This window comes from Promicromonospora sp. NPDC057488, assembly GCF_042802395.1.
In the GTDB taxonomy this organism is placed as follows: Bacteria; Actinomycetota; Actinomycetes; order Actinomycetales; family Cellulomonadaceae; genus Promicromonospora.
Map to the genome: position 1 here is coordinate 32,194 of NZ_JBHVEG010000030.1, position 19,355 is coordinate 51,548.

General features: G+C 74.4%; 16 protein-coding genes. 11 read left to right on the forward strand and 5 right to left on the reverse strand.

What is annotated here, in order from left to right; translation table 11 throughout:
* Positions 1–398 precede the first annotated feature (398 nt).
* The 6 genes from ACFU5G_RS08835 to ACFU5G_RS08860 all read left to right on the forward strand — a co-directional run bounded on the left by ACFU5G_RS08835 (position 399) and on the right by ACFU5G_RS08860 (position 7,541).
* Positions 399–1,736 (forward strand): bifunctional o-acetylhomoserine/o-acetylserine sulfhydrylase, encoded by a 1,338-nt coding sequence (locus ACFU5G_RS08835; RefSeq protein WP_377242834.1) that lies wholly within the window; start codon positions 399–401, stop codon positions 1,734–1,736.
* A gap of 77 nt (positions 1,737–1,813) precedes the next feature.
* Positions 1,814–3,115, forward strand: coding sequence for a homoserine O-acetyltransferase (locus ACFU5G_RS08840; protein ID WP_377242836.1), 1,302 nt, complete (start codon positions 1,814–1,816; stop codon positions 3,113–3,115).
* Between the two features lie 40 nt (positions 3,116–3,155).
* Positions 3,156–3,593, forward strand: coding sequence for a VOC family protein (locus ACFU5G_RS08845; RefSeq protein WP_377242838.1), 438 nt, complete (start codon positions 3,156–3,158; stop codon positions 3,591–3,593).
* A 55-nt stretch (positions 3,594–3,648) separates the two neighbouring features.
* Positions 3,649–4,608, forward strand: a complete 960-nt coding sequence (locus ACFU5G_RS08850) for a zinc-binding dehydrogenase (RefSeq protein ID WP_377242840.1) — start codon at positions 3,649–3,651, stop codon at positions 4,606–4,608.
* A 135-nt stretch (positions 4,609–4,743) separates the two neighbouring features.
* Positions 4,744–6,426: a discoidin domain-containing protein gene (locus ACFU5G_RS08855; protein WP_377242842.1), complete on the forward strand. Its 1,683-nt coding sequence runs from the start codon at positions 4,744–4,746 to the stop codon at positions 6,424–6,426.
* Between the two features lie 119 nt (positions 6,427–6,545).
* Positions 6,546–7,541 (forward strand): LacI family DNA-binding transcriptional regulator, encoded by a 996-nt coding sequence (locus ACFU5G_RS08860; RefSeq protein ID WP_377242844.1) that lies wholly within the window; start codon positions 6,546–6,548, stop codon positions 7,539–7,541.
* A 17-nt stretch (positions 7,542–7,558) separates the two neighbouring features.
* Here ACFU5G_RS08860 and ACFU5G_RS08865 read toward each other — a convergent pair whose 3' ends face one another.
* On the reverse strand, positions 7,559–9,637 hold the full coding sequence (locus ACFU5G_RS08865) for a hypothetical protein (RefSeq protein ID WP_377242846.1): 2,079 nt from the start codon (positions 9,635–9,637) through the stop codon (positions 7,559–7,561).
* A gap of 132 nt (positions 9,638–9,769) precedes the next feature.
* Here ACFU5G_RS08865 and ACFU5G_RS08870 point away from each other — a divergent pair, with 132 nt between their 5' ends.
* Positions 9,770–10,435: a LysE family translocator gene (locus ACFU5G_RS08870; protein ID WP_377242848.1), complete on the forward strand. Its 666-nt coding sequence runs from the start codon at positions 9,770–9,772 to the stop codon at positions 10,433–10,435.
* Positions 10,436–10,457: 22 nt separating this feature from the next.
* Here ACFU5G_RS08870 and ACFU5G_RS08875 read toward each other — a convergent pair whose 3' ends face one another.
* Positions 10,458–10,781: a thiamine-binding protein gene (locus ACFU5G_RS08875; RefSeq protein ID WP_121386496.1), complete on the reverse strand. Its 324-nt coding sequence runs from the start codon at positions 10,779–10,781 to the stop codon at positions 10,458–10,460.
* 38 nt (positions 10,782–10,819) lie between these two features.
* Between ACFU5G_RS08875 and cofD the strand changes: the two genes are divergently transcribed.
* The gene (gene cofD / locus ACFU5G_RS08880) at positions 10,820–11,740 is read left to right on the forward strand and encodes a 2-phospho-L-lactate transferase (RefSeq protein WP_377242850.1); all 921 of its coding nucleotides are present in this window, start codon (positions 10,820–10,822) and stop codon (positions 11,738–11,740) included.
* Positions 11,737–12,450 carry an NTP transferase domain-containing protein gene (locus ACFU5G_RS08885; RefSeq protein ID WP_377242852.1) on the forward strand — a complete coding sequence of 238 codons (714 nt, stop codon included), beginning with the start codon at positions 11,737–11,739 and terminating at the stop codon, positions 12,448–12,450. Before cofD ends, ACFU5G_RS08885 begins: the two co-directional genes overlap by 4 nt.
* Before the next feature lie 34 nt (positions 12,451–12,484).
* Here ACFU5G_RS08885 and ACFU5G_RS08890 read toward each other — a convergent pair whose 3' ends face one another.
* Positions 12,485–13,993, reverse strand: a complete 1,509-nt coding sequence (locus ACFU5G_RS08890; protein WP_377242854.1) for a PLP-dependent aminotransferase family protein — start codon at positions 13,991–13,993, stop codon at positions 12,485–12,487.
* A 93-nt stretch (positions 13,994–14,086) separates the two neighbouring features.
* Between ACFU5G_RS08890 and ACFU5G_RS08895 the strand changes: the two genes are divergently transcribed.
* A complete protein-coding gene (locus tag ACFU5G_RS08895) occupies positions 14,087–15,070 on the forward strand; it encodes an aldo/keto reductase (RefSeq protein ID WP_377242856.1) in 984 nt (327 codons plus the stop codon).
* A gap of 7 nt (positions 15,071–15,077) precedes the next feature.
* On the opposite strand, the gene ACFU5G_RS08900 is transcribed toward ACFU5G_RS08895, so the two are convergent.
* Complete coding sequence (locus tag ACFU5G_RS08900; RefSeq protein WP_377242858.1) at positions 15,078–15,692, reverse strand: nitroreductase family protein; 615 nt, start codon at positions 15,690–15,692, stop codon at positions 15,078–15,080.
* Positions 15,693–15,823: 131 nt separating this feature from the next.
* Here ACFU5G_RS08900 and ACFU5G_RS08905 point away from each other — a divergent pair, with 131 nt between their 5' ends.
* Positions 15,824–16,153, forward strand: coding sequence for a cupin domain-containing protein (locus ACFU5G_RS08905; RefSeq protein ID WP_377242860.1), 330 nt, complete (start codon positions 15,824–15,826; stop codon positions 16,151–16,153).
* A 3-nt stretch (positions 16,154–16,156) separates the two neighbouring features.
* Here the strand turns inward: ACFU5G_RS08905 and ACFU5G_RS08910 are convergent, their stop codons facing one another.
* A complete protein-coding gene (locus tag ACFU5G_RS08910; RefSeq protein WP_377242862.1) occupies positions 16,157–19,252 on the reverse strand; it encodes an FAD-binding and (Fe-S)-binding domain-containing protein in 3,096 nt (1,031 codons plus the stop codon).
* Between the last annotated feature and the right edge of the window lie 103 nt (positions 19,253–19,355).

The following is a 19,355-nucleotide window of genomic DNA, read 5'->3' on the forward strand; positions in this document are numbered from 1 at the left end:
CTCCGGCGTGTCGCCTTGCGCAGATCCTGTGAATCACTCCGTTGTTACGGGATCAAATGTGCCCCGAGCCTCCGAAGTGCGCATCCGGAAGGCAAAACGGCGCATACGCCGACACGGGACCAGAGTCGCCCACCCTGTCTCATTTCTGCATCTCACGATTCAAGACATGGCTTTCGCCCTCGCCCGCGGCCGTCTACGGTCGCACCATGACTCGTCGAATGTGTTGTTGCTGATCCAGCGCACGTTCGCCTGCCCTCGGCCGTCCGGCCGACTTCCGCGTGCGCGCCCTCGACCCGCCGCGGACCCCTCCTGATGCGCAGGCCCCACGGGGCATGCCGCGGCTCAGCTCGGTCAGTTCAGCCAGAAGCACGCCACCCCGCACAGGAAGCAGGAGAGCCATGACGCAGCCCCAATGGTCGTTCGAGACCCGCCAGATCCACGCCGGCCAGGAGCCCGACCCCACGACCGGCGCACGCGCCCTGCCGATCTACCAGACCACCTCGTTCGTGTTCCCCGACGCCGGGGTCGCGGCCGACCGGTTCGCCCTGAAGGACCTCGGGCCCATCTACACGCGCATCGGCAACCCGACGCAGCAGGTCGTCGAGGACCGCATCGCCAGCCTGGAGGGCGGCGTCGGCGCGCTGCTGGTCGCCTCCGGCCAGGCCGCGGAGTCCCTCGCGATCCTGAACCTCGCGCAGGCGGGCGACCACATCGTCGCCTCCGCGAGCCTCTACGGCGGCACGTACAACCTGCTGCACCACACGCTGCCGAAGTTCGGCATCGAGACGACGTTCGTGGACGACCCGCACGACCTCGACGCCTGGCGCGCCGCCGTCCGGCCCAACACGAAGGCGTTCTTCGGCGAGACCATCCCGAACCCGCGCGCCGACGTGCTCGACATCGAGGGTGTCGCGGCCGCGGCCCACGAGGCCGGCGTCCCGCTCATCGTGGACAACACGGTGGCCACCCCGTACCTGATCCGCCCGTTCGAGCACGGCGCCGACATCGTGGTGCACTCCGCGACGAAGTACCTGGGCGGGCACGGCAGCGCGATCGGCGGCGTGATCGTCGACGGCGGCCGGTTCGACTTCGCGGCCGACCCCGAGCGGTTCCCCGGCTTCAACACGCCGGACCCGAGCTACAACGGCATCGTCTTCGCGCGGGACCTGGGCGTGGACGGCGCGCTCGGCGCCAACCTGGCCTTCGTGCTCAAGGCGCGCGTCCAGCTCCTGCGCGACCTCGGCGCCGCGATCTCGCCGTTCAACGCGTTCCTGCTCGCCCAGGGCCTGGAGACGCTGTCGCTGCGGATCGAGCGGCACGTGGCCAACGCCGAGCACGTCGCCCGGTGGCTGGAGGCCCGGGACGACGTCCGCGGCGTGCACTACGCCGGCCTGGCGACGTCGCCGTGGCACGCCAACGCCCAGAAGTACGCACCGAAGGGCGCCGGCGCGGTGCTCGCCTTCGAGCTCGACGGCGGCGCGGACGCGGGCCAGGCCTTCGTCTCGGCGCTGCAGCTGCACTCCAACGTGGCGAACATCGGCGACGTCCGGTCGCTCGTGATCCACCCCGCCTCCACGACCCACTCCCAGCTCACGCCGGACGAGCAGGCGCTGTCGGGCGTCACGCCCGGCCTGGTGCGCCTGGCGGTGGGCCTGGAGAACGTGGAGGACATCCTGGCGGACCTGGAGCTCGGCTTCACCGCCGCCAAGAACCTCCTGGGCGAGGAGACCAGCTGATCGTCCCGTCCGTACCTGGAGCGGGCACCGGGGAACCCTCCGGTGCCCGCTCCGCACCCCGAGCCGTAGGAGAAGCCATGGCCATCACCACCCCGAAGGCCGAGCACGGCGCCCCCGACCAGACCCTCCGCACCGCGAGCGTCCCGTTCTCCGTGTCGGACGACGCCCACGGCGGCGGCCGGCCCGACACGGGCGACGTCGCCCGGCCCGGTCCGGCGGGACCCGTCGAGACCTCGCGCGCCCGGAGCAAGCCGCCGGTGCCGCCGAGCGGCGCGTGGCGGGAGGGCGACGACCCGGGGCGGCGGCAGTTCGCCGACGTCGGCTCCTTCGAGCTCGAGGCGGGCGGGCGCCTGCCCGCCGTCCGCGTGGCCTACGAGACGTGGGGCACGCTGAACGCGGACGGCTCGAACGCCGTGCTGGTGCTGCACGCCCTCACGGGCGACTCCCACGTCACGGGCGAGGCCGGGCCGGGACACGTCACCAGCGGCTGGTGGGCGCAGATGGTCGGCCCGGGGCGGCCCATCGACACCGACCGCTACTTCGTGGTGGCGCCCAACGCGCTGGGCGGCTGTCAGGGCACCACCGGGCCGTCGTCGACGGCGGACGACGGGCGCCCCTGGGGCGGCCGCTTTCCCTACATCACGACCCGCGACCAGGTGGCCGTGGAGATCGCGCTGACCCGGGAGCTCGGGATCGGGTCGTGGGACCTGGTGATCGGCGCCTCGATGGGCGGGCTCCGCGTGCTGGAGTGGGCGCTGCTCGGGCCCGAGTCGGGCATCCCCGTGCGGAACGTCGCGGCCATCGCGACGACCGCCCAGACCGGCGGCGACCAGATCGCGTGGGCGCACCCGCAGCTCGCCGCGATCCGCGTGGACCCGCGCTTCCGCGGCGGCGACTACTACGACGCGGCCGACGACGACGGCCCGCACACCGGCCTGGGCATCGCCCGCCAGATCGCGCACACGACGTACCGCACGAGCTACGAGCTGGACCAGCGGTTCGGCCGGCTGCCGCAGGGCGGCGAGGACCCGTTCGCGGGCGGCCGGTTCGCCGTGCAGTCCTACCTGGAGCACCACGGCGACAAGCTGGCCCGCCGGTTCGACGCCAACTCCTACCTGGTGCTCACGGAGTCGATGCTGTCGCACGACCTGGGGCGCGACCGCGGCGGCGTCGAGGGCGCGCTCAGCCAGATCACCGCGCGCGCCCTGGTCGTGGCGGTGGACAGCGACCGGCTGTTCCCGCCCACGCAGTCCGCGCGGCTGGCGCGCTGGATCCCGCAGGCGGAGCCGCTGCGGATCGTGACGAGCGACGTGGGCCACGACGGGTTCCTGGTCGAGGCCGACCAGATCGGCCCCATGGTGAGCGAGTTCCTCGGGTAACCGTCGCGCGGACCGCGCGGCCCAGGCTTAGCGTGGCCGTATGGCAAAGCTCAATCCGTACCTCAGCTTCAAGTCCGAGGCCAAGGACGCCCTGGACTTCTACCGGTCCGTGCTCGGCGGTGAGCTCACCGTCAGCACCTTCGGCGAGAACCCGATGGAGGGTATGCCGACCCCCGACGAGGACAAGGCCCTCGTCATGCACGGGCAGCTCGACGCACCGGGCGGCCTCACGATCATGGCGGCCGACACGCCGTCGTTCATGGAGTACGTGGCACCCACCAGCGGCGTCACCGTCTCCCTGACCGGCGGCCCGGACGACCACGAGTACATCAAGGGCGCCTACGAGAAGCTGTCCGACGGCGCGACCCCGGGCCAGCCGCTCGAGCTCGCCCCGTGGGGCGACTACTACGGGGCGCTCACCGACCGGTTCGGCATCTCGTGGATGTTCGACATCGGCACGGAGCAGTCCGGAAGGTGATCTTCCGTTCGTTCGACCTACCTGGCCGGCACCGTGGGCCGGGTAGGTTGAACGGATGCTCGCCGCCTATGTGACCCACTTCGCGCCCGACAGCCCCCTCGACGGCCTGGAGGTGGGCGACCGTCCCGAACCGGAGACGCCGGAGCACTGGACCACGGTGGAGGTGAAGGCCGCGAGCCTGAACCGCCACGACCTGTGGTCGCTGCGCGGCGTCGGCCTCAAGGAGCAGCAGCTACCGATGATCCTCGGCACCGACGCCGCGGGTGTGGCACCGGACGGCACCGAGGTGATCGTGCACGGCGTCATCGGGGCCGACGGCCACGGCGTCGGGCCGAAGGAGCCACGGTCGCTGCTCTCGGAGCGCTACCCCGGGACCCTCGCCGAGCGCGTGGCGGTGCCCACCGCGAACCTGGTGCCGAAGCCCGCCGAGCTGTCGTTCGAGGAGGCCTCGTGCCTGCCGACGGCGTGGCTCACCGCCTACTCCATGCTGTTCACGAAGGGCGGGCTCACGCCCGGCGACCGCGTGCTCGTGCAGGGCGCCGGCGGCGGGCTGGCGACGGCGGCGGTCACGCTGGGCGCGGCGGCCGGCCTGGAGGTCTGGGTGACGTCGCGCTCCGCGGAGAAGCGGGAGCGGGCCGTCGCGCTGGGCGCGGCGGGAGCGGTCGAGACCGGCGCCAGGCTGCCGGCGCGCGTGGACGCCGTGCTGGAATCGGTGGGCCAGGCGACGTGGGCCCACTCGATCCGCTCGGTGCGCCCGGGCGGCTCGGTGCTGGTGTGCGGCGCGACGTCGGGCGACGCTCCCCCGGCCGAGCTGACCCGCATCTTCTTCCAGGAGATCCGGGTCCAGGGCGTCACCATGGGCTCGCGCGAGGACCTGGGCGCGCTCGCCCGGTTCTGCGCGCGCACGGGCGTGCGTCCGGTGATCGACGCCGAGGTACCGCTCGCGAAGGCCGCGGAGGGCCTGGCGCGGCTGGACGAGGGCGAGCAGTTCGGCAAGATCGTCGTCCGGCCTTAGGCCCCTTCACTTACAGGTCGGTCAGCAAACTTCGCCGAAAGTCTTGACCGGAGTCCGGAATGTCCGCGACCATCTCAGAGAGCGCTCTCTCAGATGGCTCAACGTGCCAGACCGACGTTCGAAGGAGCACGTCACATGCGCAGACACCTCCGCCTGCTCGCGGCGGCGACCACCGCCGCGGCCCTGCTCGCCCTGGGTGCGATCACCCAGGTCACCACCGCATCGGCCGCCGCAGAACCGCTCTCCCAGGGCCGGCCCGTCACCACCTCCAGCACCGAGTTCGACTGGAGCACCGGGAACAACGCCGTCGACGGCGACCCGGGCACCCGCTGGTCCAGCGCCGCCGCCGACAACCAGTGGATCCGCGTCGACCTGGGCTCCGTCCAGGCGATCGACCGCGTCGTCCTCGACTGGGAGGGCGCGTACGCGTCCGGCTTCCGGATCGAGACCTCCGCCGACGGCGCCGCGTGGTCCACCGTCTACTCGACCACAACCGGCACGGGCGGCGACCAGAACCTCGACGTCGACGGTTCCGGCCGCTACCTGCGCCTCTGGGTCACCCAGCGCGCCACCCAGTGGGGCGTCTCCCTGTGGGAGCTGCAGGTGTTCGGCACCGGGGGCGGCACGCCCACCGACACCTCGCTGCTCTCCTACGGCAAGCAGGGCAGCGCCTCCAGCTCGCAGAACGACGGCAACTGCTGGCTCTGCTCGCCGGACAAGGCCTTCGACCTGGACCCGGCCAGCCGCTGGGCCGTCAGCCCGGACACGGGCTGGGTCGACGAGGGCTGGATCGCCGTCGACCTCGGGGCCGCCGCGCACGTGACCAGCGTGGTGCTGCAGTGGGACCCGGCGTTCGCGACGGCCTACGACATCGAGGTGTCCGACAACGGCACCACGTGGCGCACCGTGCACAGCACCACGAGCGGCACCGGCTTCAAGCAGACCGTCCCGCTCGACGCCGACGGCCGGCACGTGCGCGTGCACCTGCGCGACCGGAGCGGCCCCTACGGCTACTCGCTGTGGGAGTTCCAGGTCTACGGCACCGGCGGCGCGCCCACCGCTCCCCCGGCCGAGCCCGCCGACCCCGACTTCGACGACCTCGATCTCGTCTGGAGCGACGAGTTCAACGGCCCGGCCGGCACGGCGGCGGACGGCGCGAAGTGGACCATCGACGCGGGCCTGCCGCAGAACAACGAGCAGCAGGTCTACACCCCGAGCGGCAACGGGTTCCAGGACGGCCAGGGCAACTTCGTGCTGGAGGCCCGGCGGGAGGACCGCGACGGGCGGCAGTACACGTCGCACCGGATGAACACCTCGAACAAGTTCCACGCGCAGTACGGCCGGTTCGAGGCCCGCGTGAAGGTGCCCGAGGGCCGCGGCCTGTGGCCCGCGTTCTGGATGATGGGCGCCGACTTCCTCGACGGCCGCCCGTGGCCGTACAACGGGGAGATCGACATCATGGAGTTCATCGGCCAGAACCCGACCCAGGCCCACTCCACGCTGCACGCCCCGGCGTACAACGGCGGCGGGGGCTACGGCGGGGCCTACGCCCTGCCCGACGGTTCGAAGATCTCGGACGGCTTCCACACCTGGGCCGCGGAGTGGGACAGCGAGGGCATCCAGTTCTCGCTCGACGGCCGCGACGTCTTCTACGCCGACAAGGACACCGTGGAGTCCACCCGCGGGCCATGGATCTACGACCACGAGTTCTACCTGATCCTCAACCTCGCGGTGGGCGGTGACTGGCCCGGCCCGCCGGACGCGAGCACCCCGTTCCCGTCCCGCATGCTCGTCGACTACGTCCGCGTCTACCAGTAGCCCGCCTCGTCGGGTGCTGGGTCTTCGCCGTGCCGGTACAGACGGCGAAGACCCGGCACTCGGCTGCGGACGGGGACGGGTATAAAGGGCGGGTGCCAGCTCGTCCTACGTTGGAGGTCGTGGCCTCCGTTGCCGGGGTGTCACGCGCGACCGTGTCGCGCGTGATCAACGAGGTACCCACGGTCGACCCCGAGATCGCCGAGGTCGTGCGGCGGGCGATCGAGCAGACCGGCTACGTGCCCAACCTCGCGGCCCGCTCGCTCGTGACGCGGCGCACGGGCTCGGTCGCCCTCGTGGTCTCGGAGCCGCCGGAGCAGCGCTCGCCGCTGCCGTTCCTCGAGCGCCTCTTCACGGACCCCTACCTGGGCCGCGTGACGGCAGGGGCGCAAGAGGTGCTGCGGCCCCGCGACATCCACCTCGCGATCATCCCCGCCGACCCGCCCGCCCACGACCAGGTGGTGCGGTACGTGCGGCAGGGGCACGTCGACGGCGTGCTGCTCATCACGTCCAGCTCCGCCGACCCGCTGCCGGGGCGGCTCGCCGGCCTCGCCGTGCCGCTGGTGCTGTCCACGCGCACCGACCTGGCGGACGTCGCCTGGGTCGACCTGGACCAGGCCGCCGGCGGACGGCTCGCGGCCGAGCACCTGGCGGGCGCCGGCCGTTCCCGGCTCGCGGTGGTCGCGGGGCCCGCCGACGCCCCGTTCGGGCACGCCCGGCTCCAGGGCTTCCTCGACGGCGTGCGCGCCGCGGGACTGCGCGAGCCCGAGGTGGTCCCCGCCGACTTCACGCGCCCGGGCGGCGAGGCCGCGGCCCGCGCCCTCCTGGCCGCCCGGCCCGACGTCGACGGCGTCTTCGCGGCGAACGACCTGATGGCGGACGGCGTCTCGACCGCCCTCCGGGCCGCCGGCCGGGACGTGCCGCGCGACGTCGCCGTCGTGGGCTTCGACGACTCGAGCGTCGCCGCCCAGGCCCACCCGCCGCTCACGACCGTGCGGCAGCCCGTCGAGGACATGGCCAGCGCCATGGCACGGCTGCTGCTCGCCGCGCTCGACGGCGAGCCCCCGGGCGGGTCGGCGACCTTCGTGCCCGAGCTCGTGGTGCGTGCGTCGGGCTGAGCGGTACGCCGGCCGGCTCAGGCGAACCGGCGGGAGAACTCCTCGACCAGCGTGGGGCCCGTGTCGCCGAGGCGCCACACGCTCCAGCCGTCCGCGGTGTACGAGCCCGACGCCGCGGTGGCCGCCGAGTCCGGGTGCCGGTAGCGCGCGCCGTTGGCCAGCTCGATGGCGCCGTCCGGCAGGAGCATCGCCTCGAAGTGCTGGTTGCGCCGCGGGCGCGACCACACGATCCGGGTGGGCGTGCCGATGCTGCGCGCCAGCGCCTCCAGGTCGGGGTCGTCCTCCTCCTCGAAGAGCATGGGCGTGCTGGCCCGGATGCTCTCGCCCGGCGGCACCGGGCGGGCCGGCGCCTCGGGGGCGCTCGTCGGGTACGGGTCGGAGGCGAACGCCGTCTGCCCGTAGCCGTCGTCCGGGCCCGCCATGTAGCCGCCGGACTCCCAGGGGCTCTGCTCCACGACCACCGCGGCCCCGCCGTCGGCGTAGGGCGACGCGTAGCCGGGCTGCTCGGCGTAGGCGTAACCACCCTGGTCGCCGTAACCACCGGCGGCCTCCGCCGAGTAGTCGTACGCGGGCGCGGCGGGCGCGGGGGCGAACGTCGACGACTCGCGCTCGTACCGCGGCTGGGTGATCTCGAAGTCCGCCGGCTCGCTCGCGGCGCTGCCGCCGTAGGCGGGCGCGTCGTCGTACGGCGCGGGCTGCCAGAGGTTCTCCTCGACCGGCTGCGGCACGGGCGGCGGCGAGTACGGCGCGTCCGCCGCGGGCGGCGGCGGGTAGGCCGCCTCCGCGGACGGCGTGGGGCCGGACGCCGGGAAGCCCGACGCCGGCTCGTCCGGCTGGCTGGACGCCGCGAACCGGTCGGTGCGCGAGCGGCGGCGCACCGTGGGCGCCGGCTCGGCCGGCGGCTCGGCGCGGGGTGCGGGCGGCGGCGTGGGCGCGCCGGGCGCGCCAGGTGCGCCGAGCGACGAGCGGCTCGCGGACAGGCGCGGCGGCGTGCTCGGCGTCGGGCGGGACTCCGTGCCGGGGCGCACCCGGGAGACCGGGGCACTCGGCGGCACGGCGGCGCGCGGAGCGGGCGGCGGGACGGGCGGGACCGGGGCGCTCGACGGCGCGGCGGCCTCGGGCGGAGCGGTCGGCACCGGGGCGGGCGCGGCCTCGGACGAGGCGGCCGCGGCCTGCGCCCTGCGGCCCGCGCGGGTGCCCGCGCCACGCAGCCCGGACCGGAGGCCGGTCGCCGCGTTGGTCGGACCGGCGGGCGGCGCCGGCGGGCCGTCGGCCACGGGCGGCTTGGGCGGTGCGGGGCGCTCGGCGCGGGACTGCGGCGCCTGCGCGACGACCGGCATCTTGCCCGTGAGGGCGTAGCCGACCTTGACGCCCTCCTCGAAGGCGTCCTTGGGCCCCGACGAACCGCCGGTGACGCCGCCGGTCACGCCGGTGTCCATGGACGTGCTGACCGAGCCCTTCATCGAGCTCGTGATGGTGCCGCCGATCGGCGCCGACTTCGGGGCCGGCAGGCCGGGGGGCAGGTGCACCACCAGCGGCGACACGTCGAGGAACTTGCGGCCGTCGTTCGAGTTCACCACGCCCATCTTCAGCACCTCGACGGGCATCGAGGGCTGGCGCAGGAAGTCGACGGCGTTGAGGATCTCGTCGGGCGCGTTCTGGCAGATGATGATCAGCCGCGCACCGCCGCCGCCGTTCTTCCCGGCCTGCGTGCGCGTGATCGGCACGCTGTCGTAGAACGCGGCGACGTCGTGCTGGAAGGAGCTGGCCCCGCCGCGGTAGCGCGCGGCGAGCTCGGCGCGGGTCAGCCGGCCGGCGGCGCCGGCGTGGTCCAGGGCCTTGGCGAGGTTCTCGCGGTCGAGGTCCGCCACGAGCTCCACGACGACGGGCGAGCCCGACGCGTCGAGGGCCAGCAGGTGGGGCTCGTCCGGGCCGGAGCCCTGCGCGATCGGGAAGACCTCTTCGCCGAGGAGGCCGTCGATGTGCGAGTCGACCACCTGGTTGGCCGTGGTCTTGAGACCTGGCTCCCCGCCGTCCGGGCCGTTCGCGGACGTCACGAGGAGTGGCCGCTGGGTATCGACCTCGAACAATGGCATCTCGTGATCTCCCCGGGTCCTGCGGCATCGGTCCGCCTTAGCCTAAAGGCCGCTGGCAAGAGTCCGGAAACACGGGGGTGAAGGGTTAGTGAGACTTGTCCCCCGGGTCGTGGCCCGCCTGGGGTCCCGCCCATGACGAGCGCTGCGGCGTCGCTGCCGGCGCTGTGGCCGGTCCTGGTCGCCGGCCTCGTGGCCGGGTACGCGGTCGCGCTGCCCGTGGGCCCCGTGGCGTCCTACCTCGTGGGGCTGGCCGCGCGGCACCCCTGGCGCGTGGGCGTGGCGGGCGCGCTGGGCATCGCGACGGTGGACGGCGCGTACGCCCTGGTCACCGGCCTGTTCGGCACGCTGGTCGCCGACCTCGTCCGGCCCGTGGCGGGACCGCTGCGGATCGTGTCCGCCGGTGTGCTCGTGGTGCTCGCCACACACGGCGCGCTGACCGCCTGGCGCGAGCGGGCGGCGTCCGACGGCGAGACGCGCGCCGACCCGCTCACCGCGCCGCGCGCCTTCGCGCGGTTCGTGGCGATCACCGCGATCAACCCGGGCACCGTGCTGTTCTTCGCCGTGGTCGTGACCGGCGGCGCGCTGCTGCCCGAAACGACGGCGGGCGGGAGCAGCACAACCGCCGCCGTCGTGTTCGGGCTCGCCGCGTTCGTGGCGTCGGCGTCGTGGCAGCTCGCGCTGGCCCTCGGCGGCACGCTCCTGGGCCGCGTGCTGTCGGGGCCGCGCGGGCGGCTGGGCACGGCGCTGGCGTCGTCGGCCCTGATGGTGGTCCTGGCGGTCGTGGTGCTCGTCGGCTGACGCCGGCCGGCCGCCGGGCCGCTCAGGAGTGGCCGGTCTCCGACTCGTCGGCCGCGAGGCGCTCCTCGACCCGGGCGATCTTGCTGTCGATCTGCCCGGCGGCGGCACCCGGGCGGATGTCGGCCTTGATGACGAGCGAGACCCGATGCCCGCCGCGCGCCACGGAGTCGGTCGCGCGCTGGATCACCGGCATCACCTCGTCCCAGGATCCCTCGATCTCGGTGAACATCGAGGTGGTCCGGTTCGGGAGACCGGACTCCCGGACGATGCGGACGGCCTCGGCGACCTGCTCGGCGACGGACTCGCCGGCGGTCATGGGGGCAACGGAGAACGCGAAGACGGCCATGCACCCATCCTCCCCCACGGCGCACGTAGGCTCGACGCGTGAACGTCACCCTTCTCGCGGGCGGGGTCGGCGGTGCGCGGCTCGCGCACGGCCTCGATCTCGCGCTCGACGCCCCCTCCCTCACCGTCGTCGTGAACGTCGGCGACGACACCGAGCTGCACGGCCTGGCCATCTCGCCAGACATCGACACGGTCCTGTACACCCTCGCCGGGCTCAACGACGAGGAGCGGGGCTGGGGCCTGCGCGGCGAGTCCTACGCGACCCTCGCCGCACTCAAGGAGCTGGGCGAGGACACCTGGTTCACCCTCGGCGACAAGGACCTCGCCACCCACATCGTGCGCACCGCGCGCCTGCGTCGCGGCGAGCCGCTGTCCGCCGTCACGGCGCAGCTGGCCCGCTCGATGGGAGTGCGCCCGCGCGTGCTGCCCGCCACCGACGACCGGCTCGCGACCCTCGTGGACACCCCGTCCGGGCGGCTCGGCTTCCAGGAGTACTTCGTGGGGCGGCAGCACGCGGACGCCGTCCTCGGCCTGCACTTCGACGGGGCCGACGCCGCCCGCCCGGCCCCCGGCGTGCTCGACGCCCTGGCCGCCGACCTCGTGGTGCTCGCGCCGTCCAACCCGTTCCTGTCGATCGAGCCGCTCCTCGCGGTCCAGGGTGTCCGCGAGGCGCTGACCGGGGCCCGCGGGCGCCGCGTGGCGGTCAGCCCGATCGTCGGCGGCCAGGCGATCAAGGGTCCGGCCGCACAGATCCTCGAGTCGCTCGGGCACGAGGTCTCGGCCCTGGGCGTGGCCCGGATCTACGCCGGCCTCGTGGACGTCATGGTGATCGACGAGCGCGACGCGCACCTCGCCGGCCCTGTGGCCGACCTCGGCCTGTCGGTGCACGTCACCGACACGATCATGGGCGGCGCGCCGGGCCGCGAGCGCCTGGCCCGCGAGCTGCTGGCGCTGGCGTGACGACGGCGGTGGTGCCCCTGCGCGACGGCGTCTCGGGCAAGTCCCGGCTCGCCGCCGTGCTCGACGCCGGGTCGCGGCGCCGGCTGGTGCGCGTGCTGGCGCGGCACGTGGTGTCGACGCTGCTCGCCGCCGACGAGATCGAGCGGGTGGTCGTGGTGACGGCGGACCCGGTCTTCACGCGGGAGACGCTGGGCGGCCTGGCGGTCGAGGTGCTGGAGCAGCCGGCGGACCGGCCGGGACTGAACGGCGCGCTGGAGCACGCCCGGGAGGTGCTGGCGGCGGACGGCACGGCGGCGGAGGCCGACGGGCCCTCGCGCCCTCGTCTCCTGGTCGCGCACGCCGACCTGCCGGCCCTGACCCCGGCGGACGTGACGGCCCTCCTCGCTGTGGAAGCCCCAGTGGTGATCGCGACAGACCGGTACAGGTCGGGCACCAACCTGCTGCTCGTCCCCTTCGAGGCCGGGGTTTCTTCGCTTTCGGCGGCCGCAAAGAGGAGAAACTCGGGCCTCGAAGCGGAGGGGGGCTTCCGGTTCCGGTTCGGCGTCGGGTCGCTGGCGGCGCACCTCGCCGAGGCCGACGCGCGGGGGCTGGAGGCCTCGGTCGTGGACCGGCCCGGCACCGCCGTCGACCTGGACACGGCCGACGACTGGTCGCAGCTCCCGGCCGAGGTGCGGTCCGCCGTGCGCCACGAGGTGCCGGAGCTGCTGTAGGCCGGGCGAGTCCCGGCCGGGGGACGCTCCGGATCTAGCCCGACACCGCCGCCTCCACCGCCGCGCGCAGGCACCGCAGCGCCTCGGCCAGCCGCGCGTCGGCGAGGTTCCCGTAGCCGACCACCAGCGCGGTCGACCGGGCCGACGGCGTCGCCTGGTACCGCCGCAGGTCCACCAGCGCGACGTCGCGGGCCGCCCCCTCGCGGACGACGGCGGCGGCGTCGACCACGGCGTCGACGGCGGCCGCGTCCGCCCCGACCCGCACCCCGGCGAGGTCCACGGTCACGTGCATCCCGGCCGCGATGCCGCCGACCAGCGCGCCGGGCAGCTCGCGGTCCAGGCCCGCCAGCAGGGCGGCGCGGCGTCGGGCGTAGCGGGTGCGGGCCGCGCGCAGGTGGCGGGCGTAGGCGCCGTCCGCCACGAACCGGGCGAGCGTGAGCTGGTCCAGCGTGGCCGGGCCCGGTGCGGGCCCGCGGCGCACGGAGACGTCGAGCACCGGGGCGCGCCAGCGCTGCGGGACCACCATCCAGCCGATGCCGAACGCCGGGGCGAGGGTCTTGCTCGTGGAGCCGAGCAGCAGCACCCGGTCGGGGTCGAGACCCTGCAGCGCGGGCACGGGGCGGCGGTCGTAGCGGAACTCGGCGTCGTAGTCGTCCTCGATGATCAGCCCGTCCACCTCGCGCGCCCAGTCGAGCAGGCCGGAACGCCGCTCGTCGGACAGCGCGGCGCCGAGCGGGAACTGGTGGGCCGGGGTGAGCAGCGCGGCCCGGGCCCCGGTGCGGGCGGCCTCGACGCGCAGCCGGTCGGGCGAGATCCCGGCGTCGTCCACCGGGACGGGGACCGGGACCAGGCCCGCGCCCGTGGCGACGTCGCGGAGCGCGGCCCAGCTCGGGTCCTCGACCAGCAGGTGGGTGTGCCCGGCGGCGGAGAGGGCCGCCGCGATCCGGGACATCCCGTCGGCGGCGCCCCGGGTGAGCACCACGGCGTCGTCGGGCCCGGAGACGACCCGCGAGCGCCGCAGGTGGGTCGCGACGGCCGCGCGGGCGGCCGGGTGCCCGGCGGGCGGCTGCGCACCGAGGTCCTGGTTCGTCGCCTCCGCGAGCGCGTCGCGGGCGGCGCGGGCCCAGGCCTCGCGGGGCACGTGCCGCAGGTCGGGCACGCCGGGGGCAAGGTCGTGGGTGGCGCGGTCGGGGGCGCGTTCCAGCCCCGGACCCCGAACGGCAGGTTGAGCCTGTCGAAACCGGGTCTCGACAGGCTCGACCAGCGACTCCCCGGGGGCGACCGCCGCCACCCGCGTACCCGACCCGGTCCGCGCCTCCAGCACCCCCTTGCCCACCAGGTGCCCGTACGCCTCGGTGACCACCCAGCGGGAGATGCCGAGCGTGTCGGCGAGGGTGCGGCTGGGCGGCAGCGCCGTGCCGGGCGCGAGGCGGCCGGAGGCGATGTCGCCGAGGATCGCCTGCTCCAGCCGCTGCCGCAGCGCGCCGGTGCCGGGGGCCAGGGCGATCAGCACGTCCGCGGAATTGGTCTGGTCCTGCGCCATGGCATTGGACCGTAGCACCAGACCGATTCGCTCCTAGCGTGGTGCGTGCCGGGCGGGCGACCCCCGGGACCAGAGCTGCCGAAGGAGCTGACCATGCAGTACCGCACGCTGGACAACGGGCACACGTCGTTCGAGGTGTCGACGCTGTGCCTGGGCACCATGTGGATGGGCACGCGGACCGACGAGGAGACGTCGTTCGCGATCCTGGACCGGTTCGTCGAGGCCGGGGGCACGTTCCTCGACACGGCGAACAACTACAACGACTGGGGCGACGGCTACGGCCGCGACTCGGAGGACGTGCTGGGCCGCTGGCTGGCCGCCCGCGGCAACCGGGACGACCTGCGGATCGCGACCAAGCTGGGCGCGGCGAAGAAGGACCCGGCGCTGCCGCTGTCGAACACGCCGCCCACCAACTTCCAGGGCCTGGCCGCCGCGACGGTCGACCGGGAGGCCCGCGAGAGCCTGCGCCACCTGGGCGTCGACCACATCGACGTGCTGTACGGGCACGTGGACGACCGGGAGACGCCGCTCGAGGAGACGGTCGGCGCGTTCGGCAAGCTGGTCGACGAGGGGATCGTCGGCATCCCGGGCATCTCGAACGTCGCGCTGTGGCGCGTCGTCGAGGCGCGGGAGACCGCCGCCCGGCTCGGCGTCGCCCCCTACGGGGCGGTACAGCAGTGCCACAGCTACCTGTACCCGCGGCCGCAGCCGGTCCGGACCAACTGGGCCTCGCCCGAGCTGCTCGACTACGCCCGGTCCGCCGGCACCGACGGCCGGCCGGGGCTCACGGTGCTGGCGTACTCCCCGCTGCACCAGGGCGTGTTCACGCGGGACGACAAGCCCTTCTACGACGGCGCGGACCACGCGGGGTCCCGCGCCCGGATCACCGAGCTCCGGGCCGTCGCGGCGGAGCTCGGCGCGACGCCCAACCAGGTGGCGCTGGCGTGGCTGCTGGGCGGCGAGGTGCCGGTGGTCCCCGTGTTCGGGGCGAGCAGCGTGGCGCAGCTCGACGAGGCGCTCGGCGCGGCGGACCTGGTGCTCGACGACGAGGTGCGGGCCCGGCTCGACGCCGCGTGACGCCGGGTCACCACCCGCCGCGGTGCACCACCTCGTCCAGGGGCTTGCGCCGGCGGCGGGTGGGCGAGCCCTTGGCCCCGCCGTCGGCCGGGTGCCCGACGGCGACGACGCCGGTGATCTCGTACTCGTCCGGGATGCCGAGCTCGGCCCGCACCGCCGGCACGTGCTCCGGCGGGACGCCGAAGAAGCAGGCGCCCAGCCCCTCGTCGACCGCGGTCTGCAGCATCAGCAGCGACGCCATGCCGACGTCGACGTGCCAGAACGGGACCGGCCAGCGGGCCTCGTCCAGGTCCTCCCAGCCCTTGTCCTGCTCGGCGTAGCGCCGCAGGTAGGCGCCCTTGGACGCGAGCGCCAGCACGATCACGGGCGCGGTGCGCATGCCGGCGAGCCAGGCCGACATGTCGCGCGCCGAGCGCTCCGCGGTGCCCGGGGTCGACGCCGCCCAGAACCGGTCCCGGTCCTGGGCGGTGTCCAGCACCACGAACGCCCAGCCCTGGCTGAACCCGGCGCTCGGCGCCCGGACGGCGTTGCGGGTGATCCGGTCGACGGCGTCGGCCGAGACGGGCTCACCGGTGAACCTGCGGTGCATCCGCCGCGTGCGCACAACATCCTGAAACTCCATGGCCCGCATTGTCCTCCGGCGTCGAACGTAGGCACAGTCGCTCCATGGCCGCTCAGAGTGCGACCAGGCCTACGTTCGGCCACCCACGAATGCTGTTGCCTGGCGGTCGCCCGGCAGACAGTCTGGGCAGCATGACTCTTCAGGCGATCGAGCAGGCGACGCTGCCGTACGGGAACTTCGAGGGTTACCTCCACGGGTCCGAGGTGTCCGTCATCTTCGAGAAGGTGGCGCAGGACGGCACCGGCCCCCGGCTGCACCGGCACCCCTACTCCGAGACCTTCGTGATCCGCTCCGGCAGGGCGCTGTTCACCGTGGACGGCAACGAGTTCGAGGCCGTGGGCGGCCAGATCCTCGTGGTCGAGGCGATGGTGCCGCACAAGTTCCGCACCCTCGGCGCGGACCTCTACGAGGCCGTCCACATCCACGCGAACGACCGCTTCGAGACGGAGTGGCTGGAGTAGCCCTCACAACCGGTCGGCGATGACCTCCAGCAGCGACTTGCCCTCGACGCCCATCAGGTCCAGCGCCTGGGTGCGGCAGGAGAAACCGTCGGCCAGGTAGGTGGTGCCCGGGGCGGCGTCCCGCAGGGCCGGCAGCAGCGCGTTCTCCGCGACCGCGACCGACGTCTCGTAGTGCCCCTTCTGCATGCCGAAGTTGCCGGCCAGGCCGCAGCAGCCCGCGAGCACCTCGATATGCGCGCCGCCCTGCTCCAGCAGGGCCTGGTCGGCCGCGTACCCCATCACGGAGTGCTGGTGGCAGTGCGGCTGCACGACGGCGGAGACGTCGGCCAGCGAGGGCAGCTCCCACTCGTCGGGGGTGTCGTCAGAGGTCAGCAGCTCGGCCGCCGTCCGCGTCATGCGGGCCACGGCCTGTGCGCGCGGGTCGTCCGGGAACAGGTCGAGCAGGTCGGAGCGCAGCACCGCGGTGCAGGACGGCTCCAGGCCCATGATCGGGATGCCGTTCACCGCGTACGGGCCCAGCACCTCCAGGAGCTTCAGGAGCCGACGGCGGGCGCCGTCGAGCTGCCCGGTGGAGATCCAGGTCAGGCCGCAGCACGCCTGCTCGTCGGGCACGATGACGTCGAACCCGGCGGAGGTCAGCACCTTCAGCGCCGCCTGCGGCACGGTGGGCGAGAGCGCGTCGCTGAACGAGTCGGTCCACAGCACGACCTTGGGCTTGGTCGCGAGCCGCGCCGCCGTCCTGCCCTCGCGCCCCGGCTCGCCCGTGACCGGCAGCCCGGGAACGCCGTGCGTCGCGCCGCCGCGGGCCCACCACTGCCGGAACGGCACCTCGGCGAACTTCGGCATCGACCGGCGGGTGTCCATGCCGCCCGCCCACAGCACGGCCTTGCCGATCCACCGCACGCCCAGGAGAGCGTTGACCAGCTCGGGGACGGCACCCGCGAGCCGCGCCCAGCGCGGCAGCCAGCCCAGGGCGTAGTGGTCGACGGGGCGCAGCTTGCCGCGGTAGGTGCGGTAGAGCACCTCCGACTTGTACTGCGCCATGTCCACGCCGGCCGGGCAGTCGCTGGAGCACGCCTTGCACGACAGGCACAGGTCGAGCGACTCGCGGACCTCGGGCGCCGACAGGCCGCCCACGAGGGTGCCGTTCACGGCCTCCTGCAGCACGCGGGCCCGCCCGCGGGTCACGTCCTTCTCGTCCTTGGTGGCCTGGTAGCTGGGGCACATGAACCCGCCCGCGGCCGAGTTGTCGGCCCGGCACTTGCCCACGCCCACGCAGCGGTGCACCGCCGTGGTCAGGTCGTTGTGGTCGTGCGCGAACGAGAAGCCCTCGTACCCGGACTTGCGCCGCACGCCGTGCCCGGAGCCCTTGCCGACCAGCGGCAGCTTGGTGCGCACGGGGGCGGCGGCGGGCCGCCGCAGGTCGGCGTCCACGGCCCGCGGCCGCACGACGACGCCCGGGTTGAGCACGTCCTTCGGGTCGAACAGCGCCTTGAACTGCTCCAGCAGCGCGATGGCCTCGGGCGAGTAGATGAGCGGCAGCAGCTCGGACCGGGCCCGGCCGTCGCCGTGCTCGCCGGACAGCGACCCGCCGTACCGGGCGACGAGCTCCGCCGCCTCGGTCATGAAGGTGCGCAGCACCGAGCCCGACGTCTCCAGCGGGATGTCGATGCGCAGGTGCACGCAGCCGTCGCCGAAGTGCCCGTACGGCAGCCCGTCCACGCCGTACCGGTCCATCAGCTCCTGCAGGTCGCGCAGGTACGGGCCGAGCTTCTCGGGCGGCACCGCCGAGTCCTCCCAGCCGGGCCAGGCCTGCTCCCCCGCGGGCGTGCGCCCGGCCAGGCCGGCGCCGTCGGCCCGGATCTGCCACATCTTCGTGGCGTCCGGCCCGGCGGGCAGCACGGTCGAGTCCAGCGCGGACGACGACGCGACGATCGCGTCCGCGCGGCCCAGCGCCTCGGCCTGCGACGAGCCGCCCACCTCGATCATGAGCCAGCCCGTGACCTGCGGGTCGTCCGCCCCGGGCAGGGGCGGCACCGACGCCGCGCCCTTGGCCCGGCGCACGACGTCGACCAGGCGGGCGTCGAGCCCCTCGATCGCGAGCGGCTTGTGGTCCAGGAGCCGGGGGACGTCGTCCGCGGCCGTGGCCATGTCGGGGTAGCCGAGGACGACGAGCGTCGGCGCGCCGGGCACCTCGACCAGGTTGAGCTCCGCCTCCAGGACGGTGACGACGGTGCCCTCCGTGCCTACGAGCGCGCGGGCCAGGTTCGAGCCGTTCTCGGGCAGCAGGTGCTCCAGCGAGTAGCCCGACACCTGCCGGCCGAAGCGCCCGAACTCCGTGCGGATCAGCGCGAGGTTGTCCCGGACCAGCTCCTTGAGGCCGGGCACGTCGGCGAACTCCGGGTCGCCGGAGCCCGCGGTGAACCGCCGTCCCGTGCCGTCGACCACGTCGAGCGAGACCACGTTGTCGGCGGTGCGCCCGTAGGCGACGGCGTGCGGGCCGCACGCGTTGTTGCCGATCATGCCGCCGAGCGTGGCCCGGTTCTGGGTGCTCGGGTCGGGCCCGAACCGCAGGCCGTGCGGCTTGGCCCCGGCCTGGAGGGTGGACATGACCGTGCCCGGCTGCACGCGCGCCGTGCCCCGCTCCGGGTCGATCGAGAGCACCTGGTTGAGGTGGCGCCCCAGGTCGATCACGACGCCCGGGCCCACCGAGTTGCCCGCGACGGAGGTGCCGGCGCCGCGCGCCGTGACCGGGATCGACAGCTCGCGCAGCGCCCCGAGCGCGGCGACGACGTCGTCGGTGCTCTCCGGGAAGAGCACGGCCTCGGGGACCACACGGTAGTTCGACGCGTCCGTGGAGTACTCCGCGCGGCGGCGCGTGCTCGTGTCGACCTCGCAGCCGACGACGGTGCGCAGCGCGTCGGCTACCGCCTCCCGCGCGGCCTCGGCGGCGTGGCTCGCCTCCTGGCGCGCGGTGTCGCGCCGCTCCTCGCTCTCGGCGCGGCGGCGTTCCGCCTCCTCGGCGGCGCGGGCCTCGGCCCGCTCCCGCGCGGTACGGGCGGCCTCGGCGTCGTCAGCGGTGTGACCCTTGTCGTTCATGCCGTTCAGGGGTCGGGCGTCGTGGGTCTGCGGTGGCACCTCGCGATTCTCGCACCACGAGGCGCCGGATCGCGTCAGGCGTTCACGGGCGCGTGCCGCGCCC